At 70.9% G+C, this 15,504-nt stretch carries 15 protein-coding genes; 6 read left to right on the top strand and 9 right to left on the bottom strand.

Annotated elements, in window-relative coordinates; translation table 11 throughout:
* Positions 1-2 precede the first annotated feature (2 nt).
* The 3 genes from WMF33_RS29055 to WMF33_RS29065 form a co-directional block, all read right to left on the bottom strand.
* Complete coding sequence (locus WMF33_RS29055) at positions 3-1,352, bottom strand: cytochrome P450 (RefSeq protein ID WP_437331674.1); 1,350 nt, start codon at positions 1,350-1,352, stop codon at positions 3-5.
* 23 nt (positions 1,353-1,375) lie between these two features.
* The gene (locus WMF33_RS29060) at positions 1,376-2,671 is read right to left on the bottom strand and encodes a hypothetical protein (RefSeq protein ID WP_437331675.1); all 1,296 of its coding nucleotides are present in this window, start codon (positions 2,669-2,671) and stop codon (positions 1,376-1,378) included.
* Between the two features lie 727 nt (positions 2,672-3,398).
* Positions 3,399-3,875, bottom strand: a complete 477-nt coding sequence (locus WMF33_RS29065; protein WP_437331676.1) for a DUF333 domain-containing protein — start codon at positions 3,873-3,875, stop codon at positions 3,399-3,401.
* Positions 3,876-4,023: 148 nt separating this feature from the next.
* Here WMF33_RS29065 and WMF33_RS29070 point away from each other — a divergent pair, with 148 nt between their 5' ends.
* The 5 genes from WMF33_RS29070 to WMF33_RS29090 all read left to right on the top strand — a co-directional run bounded on the left by WMF33_RS29070 (position 4,024) and on the right by WMF33_RS29090 (position 9,475).
* On the top strand, positions 4,024-4,632 hold the full coding sequence (locus WMF33_RS29070) for a hypothetical protein (protein WP_437331677.1): 609 nt from the start codon (positions 4,024-4,026) through the stop codon (positions 4,630-4,632).
* 223 nt (positions 4,633-4,855) lie between these two features.
* Complete coding sequence (locus tag WMF33_RS29075) at positions 4,856-6,271, top strand: hypothetical protein (RefSeq protein ID WP_437331678.1); 1,416 nt, start codon at positions 4,856-4,858, stop codon at positions 6,269-6,271.
* A 22-nt stretch (positions 6,272-6,293) separates the two neighbouring features.
* Complete coding sequence (locus tag WMF33_RS29080) at positions 6,294-8,513, top strand: TonB-dependent receptor plug domain-containing protein (RefSeq protein WP_437331679.1); 2,220 nt, start codon at positions 6,294-6,296, stop codon at positions 8,511-8,513.
* A 78-nt stretch (positions 8,514-8,591) separates the two neighbouring features.
* The gene (locus tag WMF33_RS29085; protein WP_437331680.1) at positions 8,592-9,230 is read left to right on the top strand and encodes a hypothetical protein; all 639 of its coding nucleotides are present in this window, start codon (positions 8,592-8,594) and stop codon (positions 9,228-9,230) included.
* Between the two features lie 62 nt (positions 9,231-9,292).
* Positions 9,293-9,475: a hypothetical protein gene (locus tag WMF33_RS29090; RefSeq protein WP_061625228.1), complete on the top strand. Its 183-nt coding sequence runs from the start codon at positions 9,293-9,295 to the stop codon at positions 9,473-9,475.
* Positions 9,476-9,652: 177 nt separating this feature from the next.
* Here the strand turns inward: WMF33_RS29090 and WMF33_RS29095 are convergent, their stop codons facing one another.
* From WMF33_RS29095 to WMF33_RS29115, 5 genes are read right to left on the bottom strand one after another with little or no spacing between them, the layout of a single operon-like run.
* Entirely contained in the window at positions 9,653-11,188 is a 1,536-nt protein-coding gene (locus tag WMF33_RS29095; protein ID WP_437331681.1) for an ATP-binding protein, read from the bottom strand.
* Positions 11,189-11,224: 36 nt separating this feature from the next.
* The gene (locus tag WMF33_RS29100; protein WP_061625230.1) at positions 11,225-11,917 is read right to left on the bottom strand and encodes a response regulator; all 693 of its coding nucleotides are present in this window, start codon (positions 11,915-11,917) and stop codon (positions 11,225-11,227) included.
* Positions 11,914-12,612 (bottom strand): hypothetical protein, encoded by a 699-nt coding sequence (locus tag WMF33_RS29105; RefSeq protein ID WP_437331682.1) that lies wholly within the window; start codon positions 12,610-12,612, stop codon positions 11,914-11,916. The genes WMF33_RS29100 and WMF33_RS29105 overlap by 4 nt, the downstream gene beginning before the upstream one ends.
* Positions 12,609-13,379 carry a hypothetical protein gene (locus WMF33_RS29110; RefSeq protein ID WP_437331683.1) on the bottom strand — a complete coding sequence of 257 codons (771 nt, stop codon included), beginning with the start codon at positions 13,377-13,379 and terminating at the stop codon, positions 12,609-12,611. Before WMF33_RS29110 ends, WMF33_RS29105 begins: the two co-directional genes overlap by 4 nt.
* Positions 13,376-14,161 carry a hypothetical protein gene (locus WMF33_RS29115; RefSeq protein ID WP_437331684.1) on the bottom strand — a complete coding sequence of 262 codons (786 nt, stop codon included), beginning with the start codon at positions 14,159-14,161 and terminating at the stop codon, positions 13,376-13,378. The genes WMF33_RS29110 and WMF33_RS29115 overlap by 4 nt, the downstream gene beginning before the upstream one ends.
* A 15-nt stretch (positions 14,162-14,176) precedes the next feature.
* Between WMF33_RS29115 and WMF33_RS29120 the strand changes: the two genes are divergently transcribed.
* Positions 14,177-14,626, top strand: coding sequence for a Uma2 family endonuclease (locus WMF33_RS29120; RefSeq protein ID WP_437331685.1), 450 nt, complete (start codon positions 14,177-14,179; stop codon positions 14,624-14,626).
* Positions 14,627-14,861: 235 nt separating this feature from the next.
* On the opposite strand, the gene WMF33_RS29125 is transcribed toward WMF33_RS29120, so the two are convergent.
* The gene (locus WMF33_RS29125; protein ID WP_437331686.1) at positions 14,862-15,344 is read right to left on the bottom strand and encodes a DoxX family protein; all 483 of its coding nucleotides are present in this window, start codon (positions 15,342-15,344) and stop codon (positions 14,862-14,864) included.
* Positions 15,345-15,504: the final 160 nt, after the last annotated feature.

Consider the following 15,504-nt stretch of genomic DNA (forward strand, 5'->3'; position numbering starts at 1 on the left):
GTCTATGCGAAGTTGCGCGTCGGTCGTCTCGCGATCGTCAACTCGACGGGCCTGGACGGTTGGAGCGTCACCGGGGCACGCGGCGTGATATCGCCATCCCGGGATAAACGAACCGTGTAGCTCTGCGCGATCCTCGCGAGGACGACCTTTGCCTCCATGGTCGCAAAGTGCTGGCCGATGCAGACGGTCGGCCCTGCGCCGAACGGCAGGTAAGCGAGCGGGGGGAGCGACTTCTCGTAGCCGATCTCGAACCGCTCCGGGAGGAACCGCTCAGGAGCCTCGAAGTATCGCGGGTCGCGGTGGATCAGGTAGGGGCAGATGAACACGATGCTGCCGGCGCGAACCGTGTAGTTGCCGAACGTGACGTCCTCGATGGGCGAGCGGCTGGTGAGCCAGAGCGGCGGGTACACGCGCAGCGTCTCTTTCACGAGCATGTCGAGATAGCCGAGGCGCGGAAGGTCGGCCAGCGTGGGCGTCCTGCCCTGCAGCACCTCGTCGACCTCCCGCTGCAGCTTCTCTTCTACTTCAGGACAACGCGCCAGCCGGTAGAGCGCCCACGTGAGCAGGTTTGCTGTCGTCTCGTGCCCAGCCATGAGTATGGCCAGCACTTCGTCGCGCACGTCCTCATCGCTCATCGATGCGCCGTCGTTGCCTGTCGCGTCGATCAGCATCGAGAGCAGATCACCGCCGTCTCCCCCTCGCTCGCGGCGCCCGGCGATCATCTGGCGGGCCACGCTGTCGAGGATCCGGATCGCGCGCTTCATCTCGCGTTTGTGCCTTATGGGCAGCCAGTCGGGGACGACGATGGCCCCGCGCAGCTCGAGCGCGAGCGTCTTCTGGAAGAGGGTCATCGCCTCGGCGATCGCGTCGATGTGCTCCGATACGTCGGAGCCCAGGATCGCCTCGCAGACGATGCTCAGCGTGGTCTCCATCATCTCGCGTTCGGCGACCACCTTGTCGGCGCGCCGCCAGCGCTCGATCAGCAGATCGGCCTGCCGCGTCATGATCGCCATGTGGCCCTCCAGCCGCCTGTGGTTGAAGGCGGGCTGGAGCAGCTTGCGCTTGCGGCGACGCGACTCGCCGTTGCTCAGCACGAGCGGCGCGCCGAGGAACTTCTTGCTGGCGAGCTCCATCAGCCTGTCCTTGTAGAAGATGTTCCCCCGCTTGACGAGCGCCTCATGCACGTATTCCGCTCTGTTCAGCAGGTACGCGTCAATGGGCCCGATTTTGAAGTGCGTCAGGTCGCCGTAGCGAGCGAGCTCGGAGACGAACGGGAGGCAAGCGTACATGAATTCGAGGGTCGAGCCGATGATAGGACGACCACGCGGACCGGGGGGATATACATGGATCATCGGTGCTTGCTCCTTCGGGCTGCTCAGACGGCATACTCACCCAGCGGGTCGTCGTAATCCCGCATGTAGAGCGTCTCGTGGAACTCGACGAAGCGGCGGATGAGCCGGCCCACCGCCGCGTCGCCGAGCAGCGCGTCGATCTCGGTCGTGCTGCTTGCCAGGCGAGCGCGAGACCGGTGGTACTCCCGCGCGGCGCAGGCGAGCTCCTCCTCGAACACCGGCAGCGCATCAGCGACGTCCGTGCTGTAGTCGTGTACGCAGAGGTTGAACTCCCTGTGCAGGACATCTTTTCGTATACGTGTGAACAGCGGCGCCCACTCTTTCAATGACTCGAACAGCAGCGCGTCGAGCGTCCGCGCGTCAGAGCGGGCGGCGCTGGCCTTCAGGCTGTCCATGAGGACCCGGCGCTCCTCGTCGGTCTGCGCCAGGAGGCGTGGGCCCACGTCGTTGAGCAGCCGCACCTGCAAGGCAGCGTCATGCAACGCGCTGGTCAGGAGCCCCTCGTCGATCGCGATCGACAGCCCCGAGCTGGGCCTGATCATCTCGGCCAGCACGGCCACGTAGTAGGCCAGCGTGGGGATGACCATGATCGCACCGGTGCTCGCGCGCAGCCGCTCAGAGAACGTCATGCGTGGCTCTTCCAGGAGGCTGTCGACCCCCTCGTAGCGAGAGATCAGCCCCTGCGTGACCATCTCGCCCATGCGGCAGGAGGCGGTCGTCCTGGCGAGGTCGTACGTCGTCTCGACGTTCGCGATCAGGCTCGGCCACAGCGAATACTCAAGCTCCTCGCGCGGCACCCCGGCGCGTTCGTACAGGAAGGCGTCGGTGAGCGCTCGATGCTTGTCAGGGCTGAGGCTCTGCTCGAACGCCGAGATGCGGCGCGCCATCGGCTCGACGGGTAGGAGCAGCTGCTGCGCGGAACGCGGCGAGCCCTTGAGCCGCTCGATCATCGCGCCGTCGAACGCGCGCAGCAGCGCGCGCCGCGTCGCGAATTGGTCGTCGCCTTCCCTCGGGTGGGCGAGGCCGATCGCCAGGTTGTCCGACACGACCTCGTACGTCTGCTGAACGTTGATGCTGGCCGCGTAGCCTGCGAGACGCTCCCATTCATTGCCGCGAACGATGCCGTCGAGCAAGCCCACGGTCAGCCGGATCAGCCCGTTGACACCGACAAGCTGGAGCCACCCGTCCCGGAGCGGGTCGTCCGCGTCCAGGATCCACGAACAATACTCGCGGTACGTGCAGTCTGGCATCGTTTGCAGGCTGCGCTTCGCGCAGTCGATAGTGGCATCGAGTATCAAACGAAACGCTGTCGTTCCCATCCATACCTCCATGTTTCGCGGGGGCGCGCCGTCGGGCGCGCCTCCCGGGTAGCGTTCGCCCAACTCGCGCCGGCTTGCGCGAGCAATGAACTGTCAAGCCGGGATGGTCGTCCAAGCCGCGGGCATCACAACCGCGAGTCTGGGGTGACGGACGCGGACGATAGCTTGGGCGAGCCAAGAGCATGGCGAAGCCAAGGCAGGTAATGGCGCCGGCCGGACCGCCCAGACGCCAACCTTCCGATTGCGAAGCACGCTCAGCGAGTTGGTCGTGGCGCCACCCCGGAATATCCGGAGCCGTGGGCGAGGACGTACCCGCACTGGAAGCTGGCGAGCTTGGCTCTGATGGCAGCTTGTGCGAGTTGGTCGTACTTGCCGCGAATGCATGATTCTTGCGGCGGCCCACCCGGGAACGACGAGGACGTGCTCGCCTAACTATCGGTCGAGTGGTCGACCGAAGCGGCCGGATCAGGCCTGTTTAGCTCGTCGCCTTTTGTGTCCTCCCCCACGGACAATCTCACGGATCGGCGCTGCGCCGCAAGGCCCAAATGCTGTCCAGCGCCATAGGGTCGATCCGTCTAACTCCGGCGGCAGTCGCCACCTTTCCGGGGGTCGGGGGCGCGCGGAGGGGGCGCGGCGGACGCGCTGCCGGAGGCGCCGCGCTCGCCGCCTCGTGAGGCGCGGCGTAGCCGCGGCGGCCAAGGCCAACGGCGGCTGCGCGGAGGCGATTTCAGCGACCGCGGGAGAGCACCGCGGCGAGCACCGGGTAACGGCCTCTCCCGCCGAACAACGTCCAGGCGCCGATGGCGGTTCTGTCGTCGAACGTGCACATCGCCACCGACACGGCGGGGGAAGCGACGCTGGACCACGTCTCCGCCTGCCCGCCGGAGCCAGCACATCGCTGCTCAGCCCAGGTGGCATGAGCCCCCGGGAGCGGCGCGGCCGTGGATTTCACGAATTCGCGCAGGGCCTTCCCCCCCTCGCGCGATCGCACGGCGCGATAGAGCGTCCACTCCTCGACGATGGAACCGTCGGAGAAACGACAGACGCCGACATCTCCACCCGGCTCGCGGACGATGATCAATCGCCCGCCGACCTCCTCGCAGAAGACCGACGCCGGGTTCGGTATGGCCAGGGACGGTCCGGCTTCGGTCATGCCGGCGACCAGGACCATCAACCCCAACCCAGGAGCGATCGGAAATTTCATAGCTCTCCTCTGGACCCGGTGTCCACGCCCTGATCTCTCATGGAGCTCCACGTGCCGGATCACCAGGGGCCTCACCGCGGGGAGGGCGCGCGACCCGCGCGGGAGCGAGGAAGCGTGCGCCAGCGCGCCCATCGGCAGCGGCGCGCCCGTGAGCGCGTGGAGCGGGGCGTCGGCCCGACCGGCCACGCGCGGCGGCGGCGTCGCTCGTCAGGCGCTCGCGCAGCGCTGCGTCGAACGCCTCCCGTTCCCACGCATGGAGCTCCATGACAAGCGAGCGCCCGCGCGATTCTCCCGCATTGCCGACGAAGACGAGCGCGCGCGCGATGGAGGCAGCATGAATACGATCCGGATTCGCCTGGGGACCGCTGCGCTACTTGCCGTGGCTTCCTTCTCGCTCGTGATCGCGGGCTTCGCCGACACGATGGAAGTCGCGGAGGACGAGCGGGAGGTGGATTGGCAGGCCTGTCAGCGGTGGCATGCCCACGCATCCAGCCAGGTGGAGCGCGTCCGGGCCGCTCACCGGGCATGCGCTACCGACAACGATTGCGTCATGGTCGATACGAGCACCGACTGCGGCGGCACCTGTGGCGAGGTGATCCACCGGGCAGGCGTCCAGCAGATGAGGCGCGTCATCTCCCACCTCAACGCGACCGTATGCCGCGAGCACCGGCGGATGGGCTGCCCCTACGGCACGCCTGCGTGCCTGGCGTCCAGGGCCGTCTGCGCCGGCGGGGCGTGCACGTTCACCCCGCTGTAGGCGGCGTCGCGCGAGCCTGCGGAGGGCTCGCCGCCCAGCGCGTGGGACGGAAACCGCTTGCCGCGCGCCCATGAACTGTGTATGTGCACAGATCGGGTCCTTAGGGGGACATTGGGGGGGGGGTGACAGCGACCGCTGGACGGCCGTGCGCCGGGTCACCATCCCCAGGCTTGGCGGCATCCCGACGACGCTCCGTAGCAGCGTCACGCGCTGAAGAGACACCATGCGGAACCTGTTGATCCTCATGATCGCCGCCGCCCTGGCAGGATGCTCGGGCGAGGAGCCCGGGGCGAAGAACGTCCTCCAGCTCGGGGGGATCGTCGACCGGACCGGCGACATCGCCAACCCGAACTGGTACTCGGCCATCGCGATGGCGCAGGACCAGATGAACGTCGCGCTCCAGCGCGCGGGCTACAAGGACCTGGCCTTCGACTTCGCGCTGCGGGACTCCAAGAACACGAGATCGCTGGCCACCTCGCTGGCGCAGGAGCTCGTTTCGGGCGGGGCGAAGGCGCTCGTGCTCGACTCCAGCCCGAACACCGAGGGCGTGGCGAGCCTGATCTACGACCCCGATCCTGCGCGGCGGATCGGCGTCCCCACCGTGTCGATGGCGGCCTCGTCGCCCTTCCTGAACAACCCGGACGACCGGAGCGAGGACCCGCTCGTGCGGGCGGCGCGCCGCGACGAGGAGGGGTGGGTGTTCCGCACCTCCATGAGCGCCTTGCCCCAGACGCGGGTGGTCATGAACATCCTCATGAGGAAGGGCATCGCCGACAAGGACCACCTCAAGATCTCCGTCCTCGGAACGAAGAACGCCTTTGGCGTCGGCTACGTGTCTGCCCTCGCCACCGCCGCCGAGGCCGTGCGCCCTCGCGACGCGCCCGCGCCGGTCATCGAGGGCATCTTCTATGTGCCGAGCGGCACCGGGGGCGTGCCCACGGACTACAACTTCGCGGACGAGCTCAATCGCCTCGTCGACGACGTCACGGAGCTGACCGACGAGGAAGGCAACACGATCGGCGAGGCCGCGCGCCGGAGCCCCCCGGACGTCATCATCGACGCGTCCAACTCCGGTCACAACATCAACGTGACGAAGAACTACAGCGCCCCCATTCCGCTGCTGCACCATGACACGTTCCGGCGCGCGCAGGTGATCGAGGGGCTCGGGGGGGCCGCCGACGGGCAGGAGGGGACGTCGCCGGTGCTGTTCGAGCCGGGGCCGTCCGGCGAGGCGTTCGTCCACGCGCTGGGGGTGGCCGGCGCGGTCGAGGTCGGGGCGTTCGACGCGGTCGCTTACGACGCTGCGGCCGTGCTCATGCTGGCGTCGCTGGTCGCGTCCGCGAGGCTCGATGACCCGACCGACGTGGCCCCGGCGCAGATCCGCGATGCGCTGAGCGAGATCAACGCGCCCGCCGGGGCCGTCGTCCGCCCCGGCGAGGCTGGGTTCGCGGAGGCGATCGCGCGGGTCGCGCGGGGCGAGCCCATCAACTACGAGGGCGCCTCCGGCAGCTGTGATTTCGATCCCCAGGGCGATGTGCTCATGAAGGTCGCGCACTGGACGATCGAGCAGCGGTCGTTCCGGGATATCGCCATCTTCGATTGCGTGCAGCCCAGGTGTCCGCTCATCCGGAACCGGTAACCCGAGCTCGTGGGGTGGGATCATGAGGCGTCGCGCGGTTCCGGTTCGAGTCGCGGTGGGCGTGGCGGCGCTCGTGGGCGGCGCGGCGAGCGGCGCGGGCGCGCAGCCGGTCGGCGGTCCGCCTTCGCGGGCGGCGGCGACCTCGATCCAGGGGACGGACGCCCTGGCGCAGATGTCGCTGGAGGAGCTGCTCAATGTCCAGGTGGTCACCGCGAGCGGCGGTGAGGCGGAGGATCGCTCGATCGCCGCCGCGAACCTGGTGGTCATCGGCAAGGAAGAGATCAGGACGCGCGGGTGGCGCTCGCTCGCCGAGGTGCTCGCGAACACCCCGGGGCTCTACGTGATCGAGGACCTGGTGCTCCCCTCGGTCGGCGTGCGGGGCGTGACCGGCGGGCTCCGCGCGGGCTCGCGGATCGTCAAGGTGATGATCAACGGGCACTCCGTGATCTTCCAGCCCGATCTGACGGCGCTCCTCGGGCCGGAGTACATTCCGATCGAGTGCGTCGAGCGCGTCGAGATCGCCAAGGGGCCTTTATCGGCGCTGTACGGGGCCAACGCGTTCCTCGCCACGGTGAACGTCATCACGCGAGACGCCCGCGGCGGCGCCTCGGGGGCGGAGCTGTCGGCGCGAGGCAACTGGATCTCGGAGCAGCCTGGCTACGGCGGGACCCTCCTGGCGCAGCAGGCGGCGGGCGGCTTCGGCGTCCTCGCCGCGTACGGCTTCGACCGCACGGATCGCTCGGGGCTCCGGATCGAGCGCACGTTCCCCGGGCAGCGCCCGGAGCTCCCGGCGTACGCGCCGCTGTTCGCCGATGAGAGCCGGGACGACATCGCCGCGCCTTCGAGCTTCTACGCCCAGCTGAGCGTCGAGGCCGGCGCCCTGGGCAGCCTGAAGGTCCAGGGGGGCGTCCAGCGGCTCGACTCCATGGGGGAGTTCCAGCTCAACTCCGCGCTCACCCACGCCTCCCGGCATTCGCTCCAGAACGCGTGGGCGAGCGTCCATCACGACAAGGCGTGGACGCCGCGCCTCGCGACGCAGCTCTCGGCGGGCGTCTCGCGCGGCGCGCCGACCCGGGAGGAGGAGCTGTTCCTCACGGGCGTCCGCGCGACCTCGTTCCGCCGCAATTTCGCGTCGACCACGTTCCAGATGGGGGCGCGCGTCGACGCGTCGCTGTCCGAGGCGATCACCGTGAGCGGCGGGGCGGACTCCATCGTCGATCTCGCCGACGTGCTGTATTACACGGAGATCTACCGGGCCGAGGTCGGCGGCCACGCGAGCGGCGACGAGGTCGACCTGGTCTCCGGCGCGGATCTGCGCGCCGCGATGCTCTCGACGAGCGGCGCCTTCGCGCAGATCCAGGTGAGCCGGCCTCCGTGGCTGGAGGGGCTCCACCTCTCGGCGAACGTCCGGCTCGACAAGCCCAACCACTGGGACGCGCAGGCGTCCTGGCGGGCCTCCGCGGCGTACCGCTGGCACGACAGCCTGGTGACCAAGCTGATCGTGGGGCGGTCCTACCAGGCGCCGTCGGCCGTTCTCCTCTACGGCTTGACCGGCTTCGGGCGGAGCAACAACGTGATCGGCAGCGAGACGCTGCCGTCCGCGCCGCCGCTCCGGCCGCAGGCGGTGCGATCCGCCGAGGTCGTGGTGAGCGGCGGGCTCGCGATGTTCCTGTTCGAGGCCGCCGTCTACGTGCAGGAGATCAAGGATCGTATCGAGTTCACGTCGCACGGCGCGAACTTCGTGGGGCAGAACCAGGGCGACGAGGTGCACGCGGGCGCCGAGCTGAGCCTGCGGCTGGCCCACGAGCGGATCGCGCCTTACGTGAGCGTCGCGGCGAACGGCCGTATCGCCCACGCCGAGCAGGGTGAGGAGCTGGTCTACGAGATGGATACGGAGCTCCCGCTGGTTCCGTTCGTCTTCGCGCTGGGCGGCCTGGACGTCCGGATCCCGGAGGCCCACGTCAACATCAATGTTCACGCGAAGCTCGTGAGCGCGCGAGGCGCAGCCCAGGGCAACGTCTTGCTCAACGACAGCGAGCCGTACGCGTTGCCGGGCTATGCCACGTTCGACGCCACGATCTCGAGCGTGCGCGCGGATCTGCTCGGCGATGGCTCGGAGACGGGTGCGAGCGTGTCGGTCAAGAACCTGCTCGACCAGCGGCGCTCGGAGCCGGGATTCGGGGGCTTCGACGTTCCCGTCGTGGGGCGGAGCGTGGCCGTGAACGTGACGCACGCGTTTTAGAGGGCGGATCGGCCGGGCCATGACGGCAGCCTCCGCGCCGTCTACCGCATCGTACCGCGCCGGAACGTCGCCCCCGCGATGGGCAACTCGGTGGGCGTCACCCACGATGGGCGCAGGCTCTGGCTCCTCTCGAGCAACGAGGTCCAGCACGTGCTCTACGAGCTCGACGAGGCGACGAGCACGCCGCTCCGCGCCCACCCGCTGCCGGCGCTGATCGGCACGCAGGGCACGTCCGCGCACGGCATCGCCTGGGTCGACGGCGCGATCTGGATCGCGATCGCCGGCACCACGAACGAGCTCGTGCAGGTCGACCCGGACACCGGCCGCATCGTCCGCAGGCTCTCGGCGCCCACCGAGCTTGGCCCCACCGGGCTGTCGTTCGATGGCCAGCACCTGTGGCTGTCGAGCACCACCGGGCACGTCTATCGCGTGTCGACGCAGAACGGCGGCATCGAGCAGCGGTTCCTCGCCGGGAGCCCCGAGGTCCGCAGCCAGGGCGTCGCGCACCGCGCCGGGGAGATCTGGGTCGCCGGGCTCTTCGAGCAGATGGTCGTCTACTCGTCGCGCGACGGCGCGCTGCTCGGCGCCGTGACGACCGAAGGAGGCGCGCACCTCCCCCGGGAAGACCTCGGGCAGCTGTGCTTCGTGGGGGACGAGCTCGTGGTCCTGAGCCAGCGCGGGCTGACGTACTACCGTCCCGAGCGCGTGGCGGAGTAGCCGCTTCGAGGGCCAAAGCAGCGTGCGGGCAGCTTGCCGGCCCCCTGTGCTAGGCTTGGAGCATGGCCGAACCTCTGGAGGCTCCCGCCGAGGAGCGGGACGACAGCCCCTACGACGAGAACGGGGTAGACCGCTCGCTCGTCCGCTGGATGCTCAGCCTGTCTCCCACGGAGCGGCTGGCGCAGGTGCAGAGCTCGATCGATCTGATCATGAGCGTGCGCGAACCGTCCGATGGCGCTCGCTGAGAAAGTGCACGCGTTGTTAAACCATCATGTCGAGTTCATCGTTTGGGAATAACGGCTGCAACATCGCAGGGCGCCCCGGAGAATACCCTCGACATCGATATTAGGAGACCCTCGACGAGAAGCGTCGAGCGCCCTGACCGTCCCACCGAGCCGCACGAGCAGCCCTCCGTGCCCCCCCTACTGCCTCACCGGCAGCTCCACCACGAACGTCGCCCCCTCCCCCGGCGCGCTCTCCACGCTCACCGCCCCGCCGTGCGCCTCGACAACGCTCTTCACGATGGCGAGCCCTAGCCCCGTCCCGTTCCGGCTCTCGTCGGTCGTGAAGAACCGATCGAAGATCCGCGCCCGATGCTGCGCCGGCACCCCGGGCCCCCGGTCGCGCACCGAGATCCTCGCCGTCCTCCCGCCCTCCCCGCCCTCCACGGTCACCACCACCGCCTCCCCCGGCGGCGAGAACCTCACCGCGTTGTCCAAGAGGTTCAGCAGCGCCGTCTCCAGGTCCGTCTGCCGCGCCCTCAGCAGCCGCCTCGACATCTCGTACCGCAGCACCACCGGCCTCTCGCGGGCCCTGCACCGCTCCACCACCCGCGCCACGAGCGCCTCCAGGTCGAGCACCGTCATCGCCTCGCTCGAGGCCTCGATGCGGCTCAGCTCCAGGAGCCGCGACACGAGCCGATCGAGCCGCGCCACGTCGAGCTCGATGTTCCGCAAGAAGCGCCGCCGCGCCTCGGGATCGTCCGCCGCCCCCTCGTCGAGCAGCTCGGCCGCCCCACGGATCGACGTGAGCGGCGACTTGAACTCGTGCGCCACGTCGGCCGCGAAATCCGAGATGTACCGCAGGCGCGCCCCCAGCCGCTCGTTCATCGCCGCGAACGACGCGCCGAGCTCGCGGATCTCGCCACTCCCCGAGACCGGCACCTCGATGTCGCGCTCGCCCGCCGCGATGCGCTTGGCCGCGCGCGAGAGCTTGCCGAGCGGCCTCGAGATCGACCACGCGAGCGCCAGCGTCACGAGGCCGGTGAACAGGCTCGCGCTCAACAGGACCTGGATCAGGCCCGACCGGATCCGGTGCAGCTCCACGAGCACCGGCTGCGTCGATCGCACCACGTAGACGGCGCCCAGCACCTCGCCGCCCCAGCGGATCGGCTCGGCCAGGAACAGGAAGACCGCCGGCTGCCGCTCCCGGACGCGCGTCCTCGCGCCGCGGCGCCCCGAGAGCGCGTCGCGCACCTCCGGGCGGTCCGCGACCTCGGGCCAGCGCTCGCGCGCGTCCCTGCCGAAAGGCCGTACCCCGCCCTCGAGATCGCCGAGGCCGACGCCCGAACCGCCCCGGGAGCGCGCCGGGAGCAGCGCGGGCGCCGCCGGCTCCGGGCCCTCGGGCGGGCCGTTCTCGTGCGAGTCGACGACCACCGCGCCCGCCGCGTCGAGGATCCGCACGCGGGTGCGCGTGCGCCGCGCGGCCTGGGTCAGCACGTCGCCGTGCTCCGGCGCGTCGAGCTCGAGCCCGCGGTCGAGACCCGACGCGAGCATCGCCGCCACCAGGGCCGCCTGGTTCGCCATGTCGCGCTCCAGCGAGCCGAGCAGCTGCCGCTCGTAGATCCGCGCGAACTCGAGCCCCGCCGCCGGCACGAGCAGCACCACCAGGTTGACGACGAGCAACCGGACGCGGATCCGGCCGAGCTCCCGGCGCAGGCGCTCGATCATCGGGCGCATCGCGCGCATCGGTCGGCCCGGCATGGCGCGGCCCGGCTACGCGCCCTGCACCTTGTAGCCGACGCCGTGGACGGTCGCGATCGGATCGCCGCCAACGGCGCGGAACTTGGCGCGAATCCGGCGAACGTGGGTGTCGATGGTGCGCTCCGTGATGAGGTTGTCGTAGCGGTAGGCGCGCTGCATGAGCTGGCCGCGCGAGAGCACGACGCCCGGCCGCTCGAGCAGCGCGCCGAGCACGCCGAGCTCGGTCGCGGTGAGCGACACGGCCTGCCCGAGGTAGCGGGCCTCGTGGCGGTCGGTGTCGACCTCGATCGGGCCGTGGCGGAGGACCGCGGCGCGCGCCTCGGCCGGCGCGGGGGGCGGCGCCTCGGCCCGCCGGAGCAGCGCGCGCACCCGCGCCACGAGCTCGCGCGGCGAGAAGGGCTTGGCGAGGTAATCGTCGCCGCCGAGCTCGAGGCCGACGATCCGGTCGACCTCGTCGCCGCGCGCCGACAGAAAGAGGATCGGCGTCCTGCTCCCGGCGCGCAGCCGCCGGCACACCTCCAGGCCGTCGAGCTCGGGGAGCATCACGTCGAGCACCACGAGGTCCACGCTCCCCGCCCCCGCCGCCTCGATCGCGGCGCGCCCGTCGGCGACCGCCGTGACGGTGTAGCCCTCCTTCTGCAGGGCGTAGAGCAGGACCTCGCGGATGCGCGCCTCATCGTCGACGACCAGGATGTGCTTGCTCACGTCGCGATCGGTCCCTCTGATCCGGCGCCGCCGTGCGCGTCGATCGCCGCGCCGAGGCCCTCCACGCGCGCCCAGACCTCGGACACGATACCACCGACGCCCTCGACCGAGGATCCGGCGAAGCGCGCCAGGACGAGCTGCGTGCGCAGCGCCTGGACGAGATCCGCGAGCTCCTCGAGGGCGCGGGCGTCGCGGTCGCGCATCGCCCGGAGGCGCCGGATGTTCTCGAGGTGGAGGTGCGCCGTCGCCAGCGCGCGCCCCCCCGCGCCGCCGCGCTCGATCTCGGCGACGCGCGCCGCGGCGGCGGCCTCGTCGAAGCCGCCCTGGCGGAGCAGCGCGTCGAGCTCGGCGTGGCGGGCGGCGGCGCGCGCCACCTCGGCCTCGATGCGCGCGGCGGCGTCGCGCGACAGGAGCGCCTCGAACGACGTGCCGGCGCAGGCGCTGACCCCCTCGCGCAGCGCGCCCTGGACGCGCGCGGCGGCGGTGCCGGCGTCGCCGTCCGGCCGCTCGCTGGCCGCCCCGTGGCCGGCGGTGAGCGCGACGGGGGCCCAGATGGGCCAGAGCGGCACGCAGAGCGCCGCGGAGAGGGCGGCGCGGCGGCGCGCGTCGCCGCGATCGCGCGAGGCGCGGTACACCGCGACGGCGCACGCGAGGCCCGCGAGCAGGTACAGGACCGAGAGGTCACGGAGGCTCATCGGGCCGCCTCCGTCGGGCCGACGCTCGCGGCGTCGTCGTCGACCGGGATGGGGCCGTCCAGCGACGCGGGGGTGCGCTCGCGGAGCCTCTCGAGCGCGCGCGGATCCTCGTCGTAGATCCCGAGCGCGGAGCGGCAGCTCCTGACGAGCGCGTCGGAGAAGCTCCCCTCGCGGGCGCGCACGAACGGGATCTCCTTCTGGCTGGGCCGGCCGAGGTACGGCCGGAGCATCCACGCGGCCTGCCCGCCGACGGCGAAGAACACGGCCATGAAGGCGACCGCGGTGAGGCCGCGGCCCTGGCCCGCGCCGATGCCGCGCACGAGCACGCCGAGCGCGGCGAGGCCCGCGGCGGCGTAGGCGAGCCAGGCGGCGACCGAGGAGGCGTGGTAGCCGAGCCCCAGGTCGATGAGCAGCCAGAGCACGGGCGCGAACGCGAGCAGCACGAGCGAGGAGCGGCCCGCCGACGCGAGGACGAGGGCGATGATCGACCGCATCGGCCAGGGGCGGCCGAGGACCGCCGCGAGCGCGTGGAACGCCGGGGCGCAGAGCGCGAGCGTGATCAGCATCGCGAGCGGCACCTTCACGGCCGCGTAGAGGATCTGCTCCTTGCCGCGGAAGCTCCCGATCACGCCGCCGAACACGGCGGAGCCGAGGGCGATGGCGCCGAGCGACGCGAGCGCGATGGCGCGGATGTCCCTGTCTTCACGGCAGCTGGCGGCGACCTCGGCGGGCGCCCGGAGCAGGCGGCTCACGACGGCGGCGCTCACAGGACACCCCCTTTCAGGATGGGGAGCGTCCCCCACCAGACGCGCAGGGCGAGCGCGACCGCGAACCCGGCGAACCCGAGGAGCGCCGCGGTGGTGCCGGACCAGGTGAGGGGGCCCCGATCGGGCCGGAGCACGGCGCCGAGATCGTGCAGCAGGACGCGCACGCCGATGACGCCGGCGACCGCCAGGCCGATGAGCCCCATGATCGCCGCCGTCTCGTGCGCCCCGCTCGTGACGACGAAGAGCGCGGCGGCGGGCGCGAGGCCGCCGAGCACGAGGCCGGTCGCCGCGGCGGCGCGCGCCGTGGCCGACAGGGCGCGCGCGGGGTCGAGCGGCGCGTCGAAGAGGGTGAGGACGATCGTCAGCGCGGGGACGCCGAGGCAGGCGACGGCGACCATGGCCGCGGGGACGCCGGCGGCGTGCTGGACGAGCGACACGCCGCCCTGCCGCGCGCCGAGCGCGAGACCGTACAGCGCGGCGAGGCCGACGCCGATGCCGAACCTGGCGAGGTCCTGGCGGAGATCCGCGGCCTGCCGCTCGGCGAGGAGAGAGGCCGTCCAGCCGGGGTGTGCGGCGCGCGCCGCGGGCTCGGCGGCGGCCGCGCCGGCGGCTGCGCTGGTCGCGCGCTCGGCGGCTGCGCCGGCCGCGGGCTCGACGGCTGCGCCGGCCGTGGGCGGCGCTGGTGTGTCGACCCGGGACGCCGCGGGCTCGAGAGCGCCGGCGTCCGTGCGGGGCTCCGTCGAGGATGGGGGGATGAGGAGACAGGGAGCTTGCGCCTGCACAGGACCTCCGTGGGGGTGAGCGCTGCGCGGCACGCTCGACCGAGCCTCCTCTGGCGATCGTCCGAGCGCGATCGCTCCCGGGAAGCTCGGCCTGCGCGGTGCCGCCGCACGCCTCGCTGGGAGTACCCCCCGCGCGAGGCGCGCCCGCGCCCGCGACGAGGAACGAACGCGGAGAGGTTGTGGCGAAGTTGTGGCAGCCCGCCCGCTGCGGCCAGAGCCCCCGAGGTGCTGTCGCCCTCCACCGCGCGCCTCGATCGGGTGAAGAAGATGCGCGGCTATCAGCGATGCGGGGTACCGCACTACTGGATGGTGGATCCGGAGGACCAGACGCTGACCGTCTACCGGTGGACGTCCGAGGGTTACTTGCTGATCCTCACCGCCGAGCGCGGAGAGCGGGTCAGGACGGAGCCGTTCGGGGAGGTGGAGCTGGAGATGGACGTGCTCTTCGGGGACGAGGCAACCTAGCGTGGTTTTCGCGTAGCCTTCATGTAGACGTCTTCTGACTTCCGTGCTCGTCCTTCGTCTTCCGTGCTCGTCCTTCGTCTTCCGTGCTCGTCCTCCGTGCGCGTGCGCGTGCGCGCTGACTCCAGGGAATCGCGCACGCGCACGCGCACGCGAGAGGGAAGACGGAAGACGGAAGGCGGAAGACGAAGGACGGAAGACGGAGGGATCCTCGCTGTGTGCGTCGAGGAGCTCTTCTTCAGAGCGCGCTCCGGCGCCGTGCCAAGCGCGTGTCGAGGGACCAGCGCCCCGCGCCGACGAGGACGAGGAAAAACGCGCCCAGCAGCATCGCCCAGTCCGTCCTCGCCTCGTGGGCCATGCTCCAGAAGCCGTATTGCGGCAGCTTGCGCACGTGGAAGCCGAGGATGTCTCGGCCGAGCAGGATCGGGAGCTTTGTCGAGACCAGCGCCACGACCATGTCGATGACGAGCAGAGCGGCGGCGAACCGGGTCAGTAGCCCCCCGAGCACGAGCGCCCCGCAGACGATCTCGACCACCCCGACGAAAGGTCCCATGACTTCCGGCCAGGGAATGCCGATCTTGGCGAACCGTCCGGCGCCGAGCTCCGCTGGAACCATGAACTTCTGGATCCCTTCGGACAAGAAGACGGCCCCGACCGAGAGGCGAATGAGGAGCGTTGCCGCGGGCGCCTCGGAATCGAGCATCTTGCGCAAGTGTTTCATCATTTCGTCCCGCCCTTCGTTGAGAACCTATCGAAGCGCGTAGACGGTCCTCGCAATCTCGTCAAGCTCGGCCCCCTGCCGTAGAGCACGACCGGCGAGCCGACAATCCTGAAGCGTGCCTTGATGGTCCCCCGGCCGCCGACGCCCCGGCCGCCGATGC

The sequence above is a fragment of the Sorangium sp. So ce394 genome, from assembly GCF_051474665.1.
GTDB lineage: Bacteria > Myxococcota_A > Polyangia > Polyangiales > Polyangiaceae > Sorangium > Sorangium cellulosum_D.

Bases quoted from the DNA above. Each gene is read 5' to 3' on its own strand.
- WMF33_RS29055 (WP_437331674.1), bottom strand. From the start codon at position 1,352: ATGATCCATGTATATCCCCCCGGTCCGCGTGGTCGTCCTATCATCGGC.
- WMF33_RS29060 (WP_437331675.1), bottom strand. From the start codon at position 2,671: ATGGGAACGACAGCGTTTCGTTTGATACTCGATGCCACTATCGACTGC.
- WMF33_RS29065 (WP_437331676.1), bottom strand. From the start codon at position 3,875: ATGAAATTTCCGATCGCTCCTGGGTTGGGGTTGATGGTCCTGGTCGCC.
- WMF33_RS29075 (WP_437331678.1), top strand. From the start codon at position 4,856: ATGCGGAACCTGTTGATCCTCATGATCGCCGCCGCCCTGGCAGGATGC.
- WMF33_RS29080 (WP_437331679.1), top strand. From the start codon at position 6,294: ATGAGGCGTCGCGCGGTTCCGGTTCGAGTCGCGGTGGGCGTGGCGGCG.
- WMF33_RS29085 (WP_437331680.1), top strand. From the start codon at position 8,592: ATGGGCAACTCGGTGGGCGTCACCCACGATGGGCGCAGGCTCTGGCTC.
- WMF33_RS29090 (WP_061625228.1), top strand. From the start codon at position 9,293: ATGGCCGAACCTCTGGAGGCTCCCGCCGAGGAGCGGGACGACAGCCCC.
- WMF33_RS29095 (WP_437331681.1), bottom strand. From the start codon at position 11,188: ATGCGCCCGATGATCGAGCGCCTGCGCCGGGAGCTCGGCCGGATCCGC.
- WMF33_RS29105 (WP_437331682.1), bottom strand. From the start codon at position 12,612: ATGAGCCTCCGTGACCTCTCGGTCCTGTACCTGCTCGCGGGCCTCGCG.
- WMF33_RS29125 (WP_437331686.1), bottom strand. From the start codon at position 15,344: ATGAAACACTTGCGCAAGATGCTCGATTCCGAGGCGCCCGCGGCAACG.